The organism is Caballeronia telluris, from assembly GCF_001544495.1.
GTDB classification, from domain to species: Bacteria; Pseudomonadota; Gammaproteobacteria; order Burkholderiales; family Burkholderiaceae; genus Caballeronia; species Caballeronia telluris.
The window spans coordinates 129,095-142,717 of the sequence record NZ_FCNZ02000004.1 but is presented as its reverse complement, the minus strand read 5'-3'; the positions used below and the strand labels follow the sequence as shown (position 1 = coordinate 142,717).

Below are 13,623 nucleotides of genomic sequence, written 5' to 3'. Positions count from 1 at the left end.
TATCATGATGCAGCCGATCATGATCCCATCCCCACAAGCTCATTCCCACGAACACGCAGGAGACGAATATGGCAAAGGCATTTGCATCGCAGGCCGATCTGGAAGAGAAGAAGATCACGTTCACGCAGCTTTCGGAGAACGCCTACGCGTACACGGCCGAAGGCGATCCGAACTCGGGCGTGATCATCGGCGACGACGGCGTGCTGATCGTCGATACGACGGCCACGCCCGCGATGGCGCAAGACCTGATCGCGAAAATCCGCAGCGTCACCGACAAGCCGATCAAGTACGTCGTGCTCTCGCATTACCACGCGGTGCGCGTGCTGGGCGCGTCGGCGTATTTCGCGGAAGGCGCGCAGCAGGTCATCGCGAGCCGCGGCACGTATGAAATGATCGTCGAGCGCGGCGAGCAGGACATGAAGTCGGAGATCGAACGCTTTCCGCGCCTCTTCGCGGGCGTCGAGACCGTGCCCGGCCTGACCTGGCCGACGCTCGTCTTCGAGAAGGAAATCACGCTGTGGCTCGGCAAGCTCGAAGTGAAGATCGCGCATCTCGGCTCGGGGCACACGAAGGGCGACACGGTCGTCTGGCTGCCGTCGCAGAAGGTGCTTTTTTCGGGCGATCTCGTCGAGTACGACGCGGCCTGCTATTGCGGCGACGCCCAGCTCGAACAATGGCCGACGACGCTCGAAGCGCTGCGCGCGCTCGGCGCCGACAAGCTCGTGCCGGGACGCGGCCCGGCGCTGCTTTCGCCCGCCGACGTGAACAAGGGCATCGACTACACGAAGGATTTCGTCACGACGCTGCTTCAGGCGGGCCGTGAAGCGGTCGCGGAAAAGCTCGACCTGAAGGGCGCGATGGCGCTCGCGCGCAAGTCGATGGACCCGAAATTCGGCCAGGTGTTCATCTACGAGCACTGCCTGCCGTTCGACGTCTCGCGCGCCTACGACGAAGCGAGCGGCCTCGCGCATCCGCGCATCTGGACCGCCCAGCGCGACAAGGAAATGTGGGCCGCGCTGCAGGACTGATCCTTTGCCCTAACCCAAGCGAACGGCGCTCGCCGTTCGCCTCCCATCCCGGACCGACGGCGCGCGAAGACGCCGATCCATCCCGCTTTTTCCGCTTTCTGGAGTGAGACATGTCGAAGCCGATCAATCCGGCGACGGTCCCCGTGACCGTCGTCGCGGATGAGGACGACCTGCTGCTGCGCAAGGTTGCGTGGCGCATCATCCCGTTTCTGTTTCTTTGCTATGTCGTGTCGTTTCTCGACCGCATCAACATCGGCTTCGCGCAGTTGCAGATGAAGCACGACCTCGGTTTCAGCGACGCCATGTACGGCCTCGGCGCCGCGGTGTTCTACATCGGCTACGTGATGTTCGAAGTGCCGAGCAACCTGCTGCTCGCGAAGTACGGCGCGCGCCGCACCTTCACGCGGATCATGCTGCTGTGGGGGATCGCGTCGGTCGGCATGATGTTCGTCTCGACGCCGGGACACTTCTATCTGCTGCGCTTCTTGCTCGGCGTGTTCGAAGCGGGGTTCTTCCCCGGCATCGTGCTGTACCTGACCTACTGGTTTCCGGCGAACCGCCGTGCGGCGGTGCTCTCGGTGTTCTTCGCGGGCGTCGCGGTGGCGGGCGTGTTCGGCGGGCTCGTGTCCGGCTGGATCATGCGCGACATGGGCGGCGTGATGGGCCTCTTCGGCTGGCAGTGGATGTTCGCGATCGAAGGCGCGCCGGCGGTGCTGCTCGCGTTCGTCGCGCTCGTCTATCTCGTCGATTCGCCGCGCCACGCGAAATGGCTCACGCCGCACGAGCGCGACCGGCTGGAAACGCTGTGCGCTCAGGGTCACGCCGCAGCGGGCGCCCACGATTCGGACAGCCTATTCGCCGCGCTGAAGAATCCGCGCGTGTATCTGTTCGCGTTCATCTACTTTTCGCTGACGTGCGCCTCGCTGACGCTGAGTTTCTGGATGCCGCTGATGATCCGCGATTTCGGCATCAAGGACGTGGTTTCGGTCAGCCTGTATTCGGTCGCGCCGAACGCGATCGGCGCGGTCGGCCTGATCCTGATCGCGCGCCATTCCGACCGCGTGAAGGAACGCCGCAAGCACTTCGCGTGCTGCACGATCGGCGGGGGCATCGCGCTCGCCGCGCTCACGCTGCATCTGCCGAGCTTTCCGGCGATGCTCGCGATTCTCTCGCTCGCCTGCGTGCTGATTTTCGCCGCGCTGCCGATTTTCTGGGCCGTGCCGTCGAGCTATCTCACGGGCAAGACCGCTGCGGCGGGAATCGCGCTCATCAGCAGCATCGGGATTACGAGCGGCATCGTGAGCCCGTGGGTGATCGGCCAGATCCGCACGACGACCGGCAGCATGGACCTCGCCGTCTATCTGCTCGCCGGATTGCTGTTCGCGAGCGGCCTCGCGCTGATGCTGGGTGTCGCGAAGGAGCCGGCCAAGCGCGCGTAGTTCAGCGCGGCGGCGCGGCGTTCGCCATCGCGCGGAAGTTGTCGGGCGTCGCGAACGCCAGATAGTCGGCCTGCATCTCGTCCGTCAGGCATTCGATCAGCGTCGCGTTGTCGATCCACAGTTCGATGACGTCGAAAAAGCGATTGCCGCGCGTGCAGCGCTCCGCGCGCCAGCCTTCGCGATGGCCGATCGCGATCACGTCCTCCGCTGGCAGCTTCGTCGCGACCGCGAGGTGGAACGCGCTGTAGCGGACGGGCGGCGCGTCGGCGGGTAGGACGCCCGGCTCGGCCCCGGCGGGATGAAGGACGCGGCCAGCCGGATACACCTCGATGACCGTGCCGCGCTCGTCGCCCGCGACCGCGATCCACGAGCCGGGGAAGACGGCGAAGGGCGCGATGAAGCCGCCCCACAGTTCGGCGAGTACGCTCGCGGCGCGTTGCGGATCGCGGGCGGGTATGGATGCATGGAAGATCATCGCGATGCTCCGGTTTCGTCGACGCCTTGTAAGGTATCACCGCCCGTTCGCGCGATTCAGCTTCGTTTACCCGGTCACGCGCGTGGCGCTCAGGCGCCGCTCGCGAACCGTTGCAGGTCGGCGTTGAGCTGCTCCGCGTGGCTCAGAAACACGCCGTGCGGCGCGCCTTCATACACGACAAGCCGCGCATCCGGCATCAGCGCGGCCGTGCGCCGCGAGGTCAGTTCGAGCGGATTCGACGCGTCGTGGTCGCCTTGCACGATCAGCGTCGGCACGTCGAGTGTCGCAAGTTCCGCACGGAAGTCGCCGCCGTTGATCGTGCCGTAACACGCCGAAAGCGCGAACTGCGACGTGCGCAACGCCATCTCGCGAATCCACTCGATCATCGCCTCCGATACCTCCGGCCCCGCGAACGGTCGCGCGTTTTCCGCGAGCCAGCGCGGGTAGTCGGTGACGAGATCGCGCTGGAACATCTCGACGTGCGCGGGTTCGAAGCCGTCCGGATTGTCGGGCGTCTTCGCGAGCATCGGCAGCGTGGACGCGATCAGCGCGAGCCGCGCGACCCGCGCCGTCCCGTGACGCGTGAGATAGCGAACGGCTTCGGCGCCGCCCATCGAATAGCCGACGAGCGTCGCTTCTTCGAGATCGAGGGTGTCCATGACGGCGGCGATGTCGTCCGCGAGCGTGTCGTAGTCGTAGCCGCGGCCGGGGTCGCTCGAACGTCCGTGGCCGCGCCGGTCGAAGGCGATGCAGCGAAAGCCGGCGCGCACGAGCGGCAACATTTGATACGCCCACATGTCGCTCGGCAGCGAAAAGCTCGCGATGAACACGACCGGCCGGCCCGTGCCCCAGTCGCGATAGAAAAGCTCGGCGCCGTCGCGCGTGGTGACGTGGCTCGGACGGCTGATAAAAGGCGTGGCGGCGGTGAGCATGATGTTCTCCTCTGGGTGGCGGGAAGGTCGCGCGGCAGGCGCCGTTCGATGACTTCATCGTCGCAGTTCGAGGGAAGGGGAACAATTACGTCACAGGTAATGCCATGCGCACACACCGACCCATCTCGACATCCGGAAAAATGACGCGTTAGACTAATCCCGCATCGCGGCGTCGGCGCACACGCGATGCGTCAACCGAATCAGCCCCGCGAACTCACCTATGGATCGTCCGATGAAAAATGTCGTCAAGAAAGGTCTCGCCGTTTTGCTGCTCGCTTCCTTCGCCGTTTCGACCGCGGCGATCGCCAAGAGCACGCATCATCATCACAAGTACCCGCCTGCCAAGCACGTGAAGCACGAAGCGCACTGATTCGTCGCGGTCGTTTCGTACCCGGCCGTCGCCGCCGTTTCCCCGGCGCGGCGGCCGGCCGCTCATTCTTCTTCGCCCGCTTCGAGCTTGCAGCGCGCGCCGCCGTCGATCGAGCCGCGCAGGTCGACTTGCACGCGACGCGCATTCGCGCCGCACATCGTGTCGTAGCGCGCCCGGACGACCGGCCCCGGCCGCCCGGCGGCTTCTGCGACCTGCATCTCTGCGCCCTCCGGCGAAGCCTGCCGGCGATCTTCGTCCGCCGCGACCGACGACTGGCCGGGAACCGACGTCGACGCCACGACGATCACGGAACCGCACAGGATGATTTTCCACATGACGCACCTCGCGCACGAAAAGAAACGGCTCGGATGGCTCGCTTGCTGCGTTGCAACACAAAATTGCGCGCGTCAAAAACGCGTGTCAATGCCGCGAAAAATCATGGTGAGAACGTGCGCGGCGGCCTCATGAACGCGACCGCCCGTTCGATTTCAGCGCGTCCGAAGGCCATGCTCCATGCGCCGCCTGGCTGACTGGCGCGCGTGGTCCGCGACCTTGGCCGGCCGGCAGGCGCGCGCGTGGTCGGCATTTCTCGACACGCTCGCGCGCCGCCGTCCCGCGTGGATGGTGTCGCTCGCTTTCGCCGAGGCGAACCTGTCGGAAGGATTGCGCGCCGCGTGCGCATCGACGGCGATGCTGCTCGTCGGCAATTTCCTGCATCAGCCCGATTTTTCCTATGCGGCCATCGGCGCGTTCTGGACTTGTCTCGCCGACGCGGCCGGTTCGAACCGCATGCGCTTTGCGTCGATGACGGCGTTCGCGCTGCTCTCGACGCTCTGCGGCGGCCTCACCGCGTGGGCTTCCGGGCACGGTTTCGCGGCGGCGACGGCGGCGGTCCTCGTCTTTTCGACGCTCGGCGCGCTCGGGCGGATCTGGGGCGCGGCGGCCTCGCAGGTCGCGATTCTCGCGGCGACGGCCTGCGTCGTGATGGTCGACCGGCCGGTTCACGGCGGCGCGGCCGAGTGGCGCTTTCTCGCGCTGTACTTCGCCGGCTGTGCGTTCGCGACGTTCCTGAGCTTCACCGTCTGGCGCATCCACCCGTTCGGGCCGGGACGCGCGGCACTGCGCGCGGCCTATCAGCGTCTCGCGGACATGGCGCGCGACTGCGCCCGCCTCGTCGAAGACAAGGAAGCCGATGCGACGCACTGGGCCGCGCACGCCGCGGCGTTCCGCGGCCGCGCGCGAATCGCCGTGGAGACCGCGCGCGTCGCGCTCGGCAAGATTCCGCCGGCGAGGACGGACCGGCGCCGCAGCTACAACGACCTCCTGATCGCGTTCGCGAACAGCGAGCAGATCTTCGCCTACCTGATCGCCGCGAGCGACGCGTGCGAGCGCGGCGGCAGCGCGCCGGACGCTCCGCTGCCGAGCCCGCGTCGCGCCGCGCGCGCGTTGAACGCCATCGCGGCGACGCTGCAGCGCATCGGCGGCGTGGTGACGGATGAATCGTGGGCGTCGTCGGCCGAATCACCGCAGTTGCACGAACGCCTGCGCACGCTCGGCAGACGGCTCGATGCGGCGATCGGCGAGCGGACGTCGCTCGAATTCTGCACGGAGCCCGCCGAAGTGGAAGCGGCGTCCGAGCCGCTACAGCACTGGCGCGCCGCCGCCGCGAGCGTGCTGCGCCGCGCGCGCGAGACGCTCAGGGCGAACGCGTCGGGCGAGTCGATCGCCGTGCGGCACGCGGCGCGTGTGGGCGTGGCGACGACGCTCGCGTTCCTGATCGTGCGCGCGCTCTCCGTTCCGTTTGGCTATTGGGCGACGATGGCGACCCTGCTGATTCTCCAGCCGTCGATCGCGACGAGCTGGCCGCGCAGCGTCGAGCGGGCGGCGGGCAGCGTCGCGGGCGCGCTCGTCGCCGCGGGGCTCGGCCTCGTCGTGCATACGCCGCTCGGCATTTCGCTTTTCGTCTTCCCGCTCGTCTGCGCGACGATGGCGCTGCGCACCGTGAGCTATGCGCTTTTCGTGTTTTTCATGACGCCGACTTTCGTGCTGGTCGCCGATTTCGCGTCGCAGACCGGCCCCGCGCCGGCGTTCGCCGCGATACGCCTCGGCAACAACGTGCTCGGCTGCGTGATCGCGATCGCGGCGACTTTTCTGCTGTGGCCGAGCCGCGAGAGCGCCGGTTTCGACGACAAGCTCGCGCGCGCCATCGACGCGAATCTCGCCTACCTTGCCGCCGCGCTCGCGAAGGCGCGCACGAACGATGCCGAACTGGAGCGGCTGCGCCGCGCGGCGGGCCTCGCGAGCAACAACGCGGAGGAAACGCTCACGCGGCTGCGTCTGGAGCGGCTCAACGCATCGGCGACCGAAGCGCTCGGTTCGACGGCGCTCGCGCTGTTGCGCCGGATCGCGGGCACGGCCACGCGAGCGCGTCTTTCGACGGACGCGCCCGCGCCCAACGAACGGCTGGTGGCGTGGGTGCGCGCGAGTGCCCATGCGCTCGACGAACGCCTGCGCGCGCACGCGGGCGCTGCCGCCGCCCGCACGTTTCCGGCGATCCGGCTCACGCGGCTGGAAGCCGACGCGGTCAATCAGGTGAGCGTGCTGTCGACGCTGCTCGACCAGGCCGGCCGCGCGGCGCCTGGGGCGTCGTCTGATCCGCTGGCGCATCCAGTACTTCCGCCACGAAATCGATGAAGGCGCGCACCTTCGCCGCGGGCAGGTGACGCGACGGATAGAGCGCGTAGAGATCGAACGATTCGCCGGTCCAGTCGGCGAGCAGTTCGACGAGGCGTCCTTTCTCGACGAGTTCCTGCACGCCGCCCGCCTTCAGCCGCGCGATGCCGGCGCCTGCGAGACACGCGCCGAGCAGCGTGCCCGCGTCGTTGACGACCAGCCGCCCGCTCGTCTTCGCGGTCAGCGTCTTGCGGGCCGCGCGGTATTGCCATTCGAGCGGTTCACCGGTCAGCGTATTGCGCATCTGGATGCAGTCGTGGCGGGCGAGATCGTCGGGCGTTTCGGGGCGTCCGCGCCTGCGGACATACGACGGCGCGGCGACGGTGATCGTGCGCGTATCGAGCAGCTTGCGTGCGACGAGCGACGACGACGGCGGCTGGCCGAAACGCACCGCGACATCGAAACCTTCCGCGACGAGATCGCCCAACTGGTCGCGCGCCGCCAGTTCGAGCGAGATGTCCGGATAGCGGTCGAGGAACTTCGCGATGTGCGGCGCGAGCATGCGCCGGGAGAAATACCCGTCGACGTTGACGCGCAGGCGGCCGCGCACGGCTTCTGAGGAACTGGACGTGAGCGTGAGCGCGTCGCCGATGCCCGCGATGAGCGGCGCGATTTCCGCGTAGAGCTGGCGGCCTTCGTCGGTCAGCGAGACCGAGCGCGTGGTGCGGTCGAAGAGTCGCACGCCGATCTTTGCTTCGAGCCGGCCGAGGGCGCGGCTCACGCCGGAAGGGGTCAGGCCGAGCGCGTCGGCGGCGCGCGCGAAACTGCCGCTTTCCACGATTGCCGTCAGGATGCTGATGTTGGACAGCATGCGGCTGTCGAAGCTCATTTTTTGTTCCTTTGGGCGGGTTTGATTTGCACCGTCCAAACCAATTACTGACTAAAAGTCACCAATTATGTGACGCAGCGTCGATTCCATCAACACTGGCGGACGCCTAAGATGCAACGCATGCACTCCCACTTCACAAGGAAAAGGAACCATGTACGCCATCACAGGCATTACCGGACAGGTCGGCGGAGCACTAGCCAACGCGCTGCTGGAAAAGCACATCCCAGTACGCGCCGTCGTGCGCGACGCGCAGAAGGGCCGCGCATGGACCGATCGCAACTGCGCCCTGGCCGTGGCGCACATGACCGATGCCGCATCGCTCACCGAAGCGTTCCGCGACGCCCAAGGCGTCTTCATCCTGCCGCCATCGGAATTCGACCCATCGCCAGGCTTCCCCGAAGCCCGCGCGGTCATCGACGCCGTGAAAACGGCACTCGAAGCGGCGCGGTCTGCGAAGGTCGTGTGCCTGTCGACGATCGGCGCGCAGGCGAAGCAGTCGAACCTGCTGACGCAGCGCACGCTGATGGAAGAAGCGCTCGGCGATCTGCCAATGCCCGTCGCGTTCCTGCGCCCCGCGTGGTTCATGGAGAACGCGGCGTGGGATGCCGCGTCGGCGCGCGACACGGGCGTGATCCAAAGCTTCCTGCAGCCGCTCGACAAGCCAGTCCCGATGATCGCCACGGCGGACATCGGGCGCGTGGCCGCGCGCATGCTCCTGGAAACCTGGGACGGAAAGCGCATCGTCGAACTGGAAGGGCCGCAGCGCGTCACGCCGAACGACATCGCCGATACGTTCGCACGCATCCTCGGCCGGCCGGTTCGCGCCGAAGCCGTCCCGCGCGAAACGTGGGGCGCGCTTTTCCGATCGCAAGGCACGAAGGACCCGATGCCGCGCATCCAGATGCTCGACGGCTTCAACGAAGGCTGGATCGATTTCGGAGGCGACCCGGCCGGCATCGTGAAGGGCGATGTCGGCCTGGAAGCGGTGCTGCGTGGTCTGCTCGAACGGGCGTCGTGAACGCCTACGAACTCATGTGCAGCGTCCCGTTCACGCCATTCGGGAAGAAGCCGCCCTTGACCGCCGACGCGCTCGTCAGATAGACGATGTTGAGCACGTCGGCATAGCTCCGGCTGAACGCAAGTCCGTTCTGATCCAGCGGGACGATATTGGCGATGTCGGGCGTTGCGCCGACGATGCCCTGGTCGTCGTCGACCGTGTTGTCGAGACTGTCGCGCGCGTCCGAAATCGCGCCGGCCGCCGTGCGCAGGCTCGGCGTTTCGAGTCCCTTTGCATAGAGCGTCGTGCGCACGAGTCCCGCGTGATAGGCCTCGGCGGCGAGAATGCCGGCCGCCGCTTCGAGATACGTCTTGTTGCTGATGAGCGGCGACGCGCCCTTGTACGCGGTCACGCCCACATCCTCGAAAATGAACGCGCCCAGCAGGAAGTTGTTGTCGTTCGCGTACGGATTGAACGCGACGCCCGCGCCCACGAGACCCGCCGCGCGGGCCGCCGTCGAGAACGCGCCGTTCGGATCGGTCCCGCCGATGTCGATGGCCGGTTGCGCGACCGCCGCGCCGCCAAGCGCGGTCCGCAGGAAGGTGACGTGCTCCATCTCGTCGCGCGCGATCTCCTTCGCATACTGCGAGACGAGCGGGTCCTGGAACGGCACCTGCGCGCCGCCGATCACCGCGCCCTGCGTGCCCTGTCCGCCGAGCATGCCGGCCGGCAGTCCGGCGCCCGTCACGGCATACGCGTAGAACTGCGCTTCGAGATATTCGAGGTTGAGCGCGAAGTTGAGGATTTCTTCGTCGGTCGGCGCGGTCGTGCTTGCCATCACGTTGTTGCCCGACCCGCCGCCGCATGCGCTGATGAGCGTGCCGCCGACGAGCCCGAGCCCCAGTCCGCCCGCGTTGCGAAAGAAGCGGCGCCGCTCTGCGCGTCGTTCGGCGCGGCGGTCCATCACACCCATCAGCATGGAAGCATCGTTCATGGTGATCTCCTTCAATGGTTTGTCGATTTGACGACGTGCCTGCGGGACTGCGCGCTCCGGGACGCAAGAAACGGCCTTGCGCGACAGGACGATGGCGATGCGCGGGCGCGAAGAACGCGAAGAGGCGGCGGGTCGAACGGATGCGACCGCGGGCTGTCTTCAACAGCAGTTACGAAGGCGTGACGAGGACGGATGCAAGGCGACGCAAATAAAACGCGGGCGTCGGTGCTCACGCAGGACATACCGGGAGGAGGGAAGAGGAAGCGGCGAGCGTTACGGCGTCGCGGCGGATCAGCTTTGGTAACGCGAGTCGTCGGGCTTGAAGCGGCAGCCGAGCCGATAGCGCGAACCGGGATGCACGAAGCGCACGAACGTGACCGCGGCATCGCCCGACCAGGTGCGGCGCACGAGCGTGAGACACGGTTCGTCGGCTGCGATCTCCAGCAGTTCGGCTTCGGAGCGCGTCGGCAGGCACGCATCGACGACATGTTCGATCTCGTGCGCCGGCACCGTCGCCGAGAGATATTCGGACGGGCGCAGGGACGTGAAATCCTGGTCGAGAAACGCGGGCGCGACGGCCGGATTGACGTAGCGGTCTTCGAGACGCACCGGCACGCCATTCTCGCGATGCACGCAGATCAGATGAAACACCGACGAACTCGGCGGCAGGCTCAGTGCGTTCGCCACGGCGGCGGGCGCGCTCTCGCGCTGCACGAGAAGCGTCTCGGAGCTGTACTCGTGGCCGCGGGCGCGGATCTCGTCGCCGATGTGGGCGATCATCAGCAGCGTGGACTGCGGCTTCGCCTCCGCGACGAACGTGCCGACGCCCGACAGCCGCGTGATCCAGCCCTCGCCCGTCAGTTCGCGCAACGCGCGGTTGATCGTCATGCGCGACACGCCGAGCGATTCGACGAGACTCAGTTCCGAAGGAATGCGATCGCCCGGCTGCCACGTCCCCGCCTCGATCTTGCCGCGGATGTAGGTCTTCACCTGCGCGTAGCGGGCGAGCGGGGCGTCCGTGTCGGCATCGGTATCGGCGGTGTCGAGGGCCTTGTGCGCCGGCTCGGCCGGCTTCGTGTGCGGAGTTCCCGACATCGCGCCGCCTCCTCAGTGCCGCGCCGAGCGCACACGCCCGAGCGTTTCGATGAAGAGATCGTTGTCTTCGCGGCTGCCTGTCGAGACGCGCACGCATCGCGTGAAACCCGGTTCGTGCCACGGCTTCACGATCACGCCCGCACGCATCAGGCGTTGCGCGAGCGCATCCGCGTCTTCGCGCGCGTCGAAGAACAGGAAGTTCGCGAGCGACGGCGCGCAGGCGTAGCCCATCGCGGTGAGCGCGGCGCGCATGCGTTCGCGCTCGCGGATCGCGTGCTGCACGCTGTCGGCGACATAGGCCGTGTCCGACCATGCGGCGAGCGCCGCGCACTGCGCGAGACGGTTGATGTTGAACGGCGTGCGCACGCGGTTCATGAGATCGGCGAGACGCGCATCCGATGCCATGCCGTAACCGATGCGCAAACCCGCCAGCCCATAAGCCTTCGAGAACGTGCGCAGTACGAGCCACGGCGAGTGCGATTGCTCAAGGATCGGCAGGCTTGCCGCGTAAGACGGATCGACGCGCGCGTACTCGAAGTACGCCTCGTCCCACACGATCAGCGTGCCCGGTGCGACCGCCGACAGCAGGCGTTCGAATTCGTCGCCCGAAAGCGCCGCGCCCACGGGATTCGACGGATTGCTCACCAGCAGCATGCGCGTGCGCGGCGTGAGCGCTTCGCACAGCGCATCGACGTCGAAGCGCAGGTTGCGCATCGGCACGGCGCGCACGCGTGCGCCCGCGAGTTGCGGATAGATCACATGCAAGCCGAACGAAGGCGTGACGGTGACCACTTCATCGGCGGGCGAGAGAAACGTCTGCGCCGCCACCGACAGCAGATCCTCCGACCCGTTGCCGAACAGAATGCGCGCGGGCTCGACGTCGAGCGTCGCGCCGATCGCCTCGCGCAATGCGCTGCACGACGGGTCCGGATAGAGCGCGACACCTTCCTCGACGGCGCGCTGCAACGCCTCGCGAACGAGCGGGCTGGCACCGCGCGGATTCTCGTTGCTCGCGAGCTTGGCGACGCGCGATACGCCGAACTGTTCGCGCACGCGCTCCGCCGATGCGCCGGCGTTGTAGGCGGGCAGATCGCGCACTTCGGGGCGCAACGCCGCGATGAACGCATCGGCCGCGCTCATGCGGTTTCTCCTTCGCCGCCGCGCGACCAGAACGCGTTGCGGTCGAAGTAGTTCTGCAGGAACTGGCGCAGACGCGGCTCTCCGGCGTTATGAAACACTTCGCGCGGCTTGCCTTGCACGGCGATGCGTCCCTGGTCGATGAACATCACCTTGTCCGCGACCTGCGCCGCGAAGCCCATCTCGTGCGTGACGACGGCCATCGTCATGCCGTCGCGCGCGAGCTGCTTCATCACTTGCAGCACTTCGCCGACGAGTTCGGGATCGAGCGCGGACGTCGGTTCGTCGAAGAGCATGATGTGCGGCTCCATCGCGAGCGCGCGCGCGATCGCCACGCGCTGCTGCTGTCCGCCCGAGAGCTTCGCCGGATAGGCGTCGCCCTTGTGCGCGAGGCCGACCGTGTCGAGCATCGCGTTGGCGCGCCGCTTCGCGTCCGCGCGCGGCAGGCGGCGCACGCGCAGGAGCGCCTCCATCACGTTTTCGAGCGCCGTCATGTGCGGCCACAGATTGAACTGCTGGAACACCATGCCGATGTTGCGCCGCACGCGATTGATCTCGCCCTGCGACGCGCGCACGCGCCGGCCGTTCTTCTCGCCGTAGCCGAGCAGTTCGCCTTCGATGCGCACTTCGCCTGCGTCGTACGTTTCGAGCGCGGCGAGACAGCGCAGAAGCGTGCTCTTGCCCGAGCCCGACGGGCCGATGATGCAGACCACCTCCGACCGTTCGATGTCGAGATCGACGCCGCGCAGGACTTCGAGCTCGCCGAAGCGCTTGCCGAGATTGCGCACTTCGATCAGCGGCGAGGAGGGCGCGGGCGTCTCGATGACGGAGGACTCGGACGCGGAAACGGGAAGGTCGATCATGGCATTCATCGGTTCACCTGGTGACGAGGCATAGCAATCCACATGGTCCGCATGGTCCACACATCAGACGAGAAAGCGCGTGAGCCGCGCCTCCGCCCACAGTCCCGCGCGCGACGCGAGTTCGACGAGCAGCAGATAGCACACGCACAGCGCAAGCAGCGTCTCGACGAAGGCGAACGTCGCCGAGCCGATGCCCGTCAGGACGAACGTGAGTTCGGGAACCGTCACGATCGACAGCACGGCGGTTTCCTTGCTGAGCACGATGATCAGATTGACGATCGCGGGCACGATCAGCACGAACATCTGCGGAATCTGGATGCGCAGCACGATTTGCCAGCGCGACATGCCAAGGCACGACGCCGCTTCGAGATGTCCCGGCGGCACCGCGCGAAAGCCCGAGCGGAAGGCTTCGGCGAAGTACGCGCTGCCGTAGAGTCCGAGGCCGAGGATGCCCGCCGTCAGCGGTTCGAGCGTCAGCCCGAACGACGGCCCGCCGTAGTACAGCAAAAAGAGCTGCACGAGAAACGGCGTGCCGCGAAAGAGTTCGATGTAGGCGCGCAGCACGGCGCGCACCCAGCGTCCGCAAAAGAGTTGCAGCAGCGCGATGACGAAACCGATCGCGAGGCCGAGCACGACGCCGGCGATCCACGTGCCGAGTGTCGTCGCGAGTCCGGCGCCGATGGCGGACAGGTTGTGCGTGATGACGGCGGGGTCGAACTGCTGCATGGCGT

At 67.1% G+C, this 13,623-nt stretch carries 14 protein-coding genes; 5 read left to right on the top strand and 9 right to left on the bottom strand.

Annotation, left to right across the window (positions count from 1 at the left end; all coding sequences use genetic code 11):
* Positions 1 to 68 precede the first annotated feature (68 nt).
* Together AWB66_RS06905 and AWB66_RS06900 are read left to right on the top strand one after the other, a co-directional pair.
* A complete protein-coding gene (locus tag AWB66_RS06905) occupies positions 69 to 1,028 on the top strand; it encodes an MBL fold metallo-hydrolase (RefSeq protein WP_087629541.1) in 960 nt (319 codons plus the stop codon).
* Positions 1,029 to 1,138: 110 nt separating this feature from the next.
* Complete coding sequence (locus AWB66_RS06900) at positions 1,139 to 2,467, top strand: MFS transporter (RefSeq protein ID WP_087629540.1); 1,329 nt, start codon at positions 1,139 to 1,141, stop codon at positions 2,465 to 2,467.
* A gap of 1 nt (position 2,468) precedes the next feature.
* On the opposite strand, the gene AWB66_RS06895 is transcribed toward AWB66_RS06900, so the two are convergent.
* Both AWB66_RS06895 and AWB66_RS06890 read right to left on the bottom strand, forming a co-directional pair.
* Positions 2,469 to 2,942, bottom strand: a complete 474-nt coding sequence (locus tag AWB66_RS06895; protein ID WP_087629539.1) for a hypothetical protein — start codon at positions 2,940 to 2,942, stop codon at positions 2,469 to 2,471.
* Between the two features lie 89 nt (positions 2,943 to 3,031).
* Positions 3,032 to 3,874 carry an alpha/beta fold hydrolase gene (locus AWB66_RS06890; RefSeq protein WP_087629538.1) on the bottom strand — a complete coding sequence of 281 codons (843 nt, stop codon included), beginning with the start codon at positions 3,872 to 3,874 and terminating at the stop codon, positions 3,032 to 3,034.
* A gap of 232 nt (positions 3,875 to 4,106) precedes the next feature.
* Here AWB66_RS06890 and AWB66_RS33605 point away from each other — a divergent pair, with 232 nt between their 5' ends.
* Positions 4,107 to 4,244 carry a hypothetical protein gene (locus AWB66_RS33605; RefSeq protein WP_159462884.1) on the top strand — a complete coding sequence of 46 codons (138 nt, stop codon included), beginning with the start codon at positions 4,107 to 4,109 and terminating at the stop codon, positions 4,242 to 4,244.
* Between the two features lie 62 nt (positions 4,245 to 4,306).
* Here AWB66_RS33605 and AWB66_RS06885 read toward each other — a convergent pair whose 3' ends face one another.
* Complete coding sequence (locus tag AWB66_RS06885; RefSeq protein WP_087629537.1) at positions 4,307 to 4,579, bottom strand: hypothetical protein; 273 nt, start codon at positions 4,577 to 4,579, stop codon at positions 4,307 to 4,309.
* Positions 4,580 to 4,757: 178 nt separating this feature from the next.
* On the opposite strand from AWB66_RS06885, the gene AWB66_RS06880 reads away from it, so the two are divergent.
* Positions 4,758 to 6,938, top strand: a complete 2,181-nt coding sequence (locus AWB66_RS06880; RefSeq protein WP_087629536.1) for an FUSC family protein — start codon at positions 4,758 to 4,760, stop codon at positions 6,936 to 6,938.
* Here the strand turns inward: AWB66_RS06880 and AWB66_RS06875 are convergent.
* Positions 6,829 to 7,806 (bottom strand): LysR family transcriptional regulator, encoded by a 978-nt coding sequence (locus AWB66_RS06875; protein WP_087629535.1) that lies wholly within the window; start codon positions 7,804 to 7,806, stop codon positions 6,829 to 6,831. The two genes, AWB66_RS06880 and AWB66_RS06875, sit on opposite strands and share 110 nt — an antisense overlap.
* Positions 7,807 to 7,957: 151 nt before the next feature.
* On the opposite strand from AWB66_RS06875, the gene AWB66_RS06870 reads away from it, so the two are divergent.
* Positions 7,958 to 8,824 (top strand): NmrA family NAD(P)-binding protein, encoded by an 867-nt coding sequence (locus AWB66_RS06870; RefSeq protein ID WP_087629534.1) that lies wholly within the window; start codon positions 7,958 to 7,960, stop codon positions 8,822 to 8,824.
* A 4-nt stretch (positions 8,825 to 8,828) separates the two neighbouring features.
* On the opposite strand, the gene AWB66_RS06865 is transcribed toward AWB66_RS06870, so the two are convergent.
* From AWB66_RS06865 to AWB66_RS06845, 5 genes are all read right to left on the bottom strand, one after another.
* The gene (locus tag AWB66_RS06865; protein WP_087629533.1) at positions 8,829 to 9,797 is read right to left on the bottom strand and encodes a ferritin-like domain-containing protein; all 969 of its coding nucleotides are present in this window, start codon (positions 9,795 to 9,797) and stop codon (positions 8,829 to 8,831) included.
* Positions 9,798 to 10,088: 291 nt separating this feature from the next.
* A complete protein-coding gene (gene hutC / locus AWB66_RS06860; protein ID WP_087629532.1) occupies positions 10,089 to 10,892 on the bottom strand; it encodes a histidine utilization repressor in 804 nt (267 codons plus the stop codon).
* A gap of 12 nt (positions 10,893 to 10,904) precedes the next feature.
* Complete coding sequence (gene hisC, locus AWB66_RS06855) at positions 10,905 to 12,032, bottom strand: histidinol-phosphate transaminase (RefSeq protein WP_087629531.1); 1,128 nt, start codon at positions 12,030 to 12,032, stop codon at positions 10,905 to 10,907.
* The gene (locus tag AWB66_RS06850) at positions 12,029 to 12,901 is read right to left on the bottom strand and encodes an amino acid ABC transporter ATP-binding protein (protein WP_087629530.1); all 873 of its coding nucleotides are present in this window, start codon (positions 12,899 to 12,901) and stop codon (positions 12,029 to 12,031) included. Before AWB66_RS06850 ends, hisC begins: the two co-directional genes overlap by 4 nt.
* A gap of 54 nt (positions 12,902 to 12,955) precedes the next feature.
* Entirely contained in the window at positions 12,956 to 13,618 is a 663-nt protein-coding gene (locus AWB66_RS06845; protein WP_087629529.1) for an amino acid ABC transporter permease, read from the bottom strand.
* Positions 13,619 to 13,623 lie beyond the last annotated feature (5 nt).

Coding starts and splice junctions, on each gene's coding strand:
- AWB66_RS06905 (WP_087629541.1), top strand. CDS start 69: ATGGCAAAGGCATTTGCATCGCAGGCCGATCTGGAAGAGAAGAAGATC.
- AWB66_RS06900 (WP_087629540.1), top strand. CDS start 1,139: ATGTCGAAGCCGATCAATCCGGCGACGGTCCCCGTGACCGTCGTCGCG.
- AWB66_RS06895 (WP_087629539.1), bottom strand. CDS start 2,942: ATGATCTTCCATGCATCCATACCCGCCCGCGATCCGCAACGCGCCGCG.
- AWB66_RS06890 (WP_087629538.1), bottom strand. CDS start 3,874: ATGCTCACCGCCGCCACGCCTTTTATCAGCCGTCCGAGCCACGTCACC.
- AWB66_RS33605 (WP_159462884.1), top strand. CDS start 4,107: ATGAAAAATGTCGTCAAGAAAGGTCTCGCCGTTTTGCTGCTCGCTTCC.
- AWB66_RS06885 (WP_087629537.1), bottom strand. CDS start 4,579: ATGTGGAAAATCATCCTGTGCGGTTCCGTGATCGTCGTGGCGTCGACG.
- AWB66_RS06880 (WP_087629536.1), top strand. CDS start 4,758: ATGCGCCGCCTGGCTGACTGGCGCGCGTGGTCCGCGACCTTGGCCGGC.
- AWB66_RS06875 (WP_087629535.1), bottom strand. CDS start 7,806: ATGAGCTTCGACAGCCGCATGCTGTCCAACATCAGCATCCTGACGGCA.
- AWB66_RS06870 (WP_087629534.1), top strand. CDS start 7,958: ATGTACGCCATCACAGGCATTACCGGACAGGTCGGCGGAGCACTAGCC.
- AWB66_RS06865 (WP_087629533.1), bottom strand. CDS start 9,797: ATGAACGATGCTTCCATGCTGATGGGTGTGATGGACCGCCGCGCCGAA.
- hutC (WP_087629532.1), bottom strand. CDS start 10,892: ATGTCGGGAACTCCGCACACGAAGCCGGCCGAGCCGGCGCACAAGGCC.
- hisC (WP_087629531.1), bottom strand. CDS start 12,032: ATGAGCGCGGCCGATGCGTTCATCGCGGCGTTGCGCCCCGAAGTGCGC.
- AWB66_RS06850 (WP_087629530.1), bottom strand. CDS start 12,901: ATGAATGCCATGATCGACCTTCCCGTTTCCGCGTCCGAGTCCTCCGTC.
- AWB66_RS06845 (WP_087629529.1), bottom strand. CDS start 13,618: ATGCAGCAGTTCGACCCCGCCGTCATCACGCACAACCTGTCCGCCATC.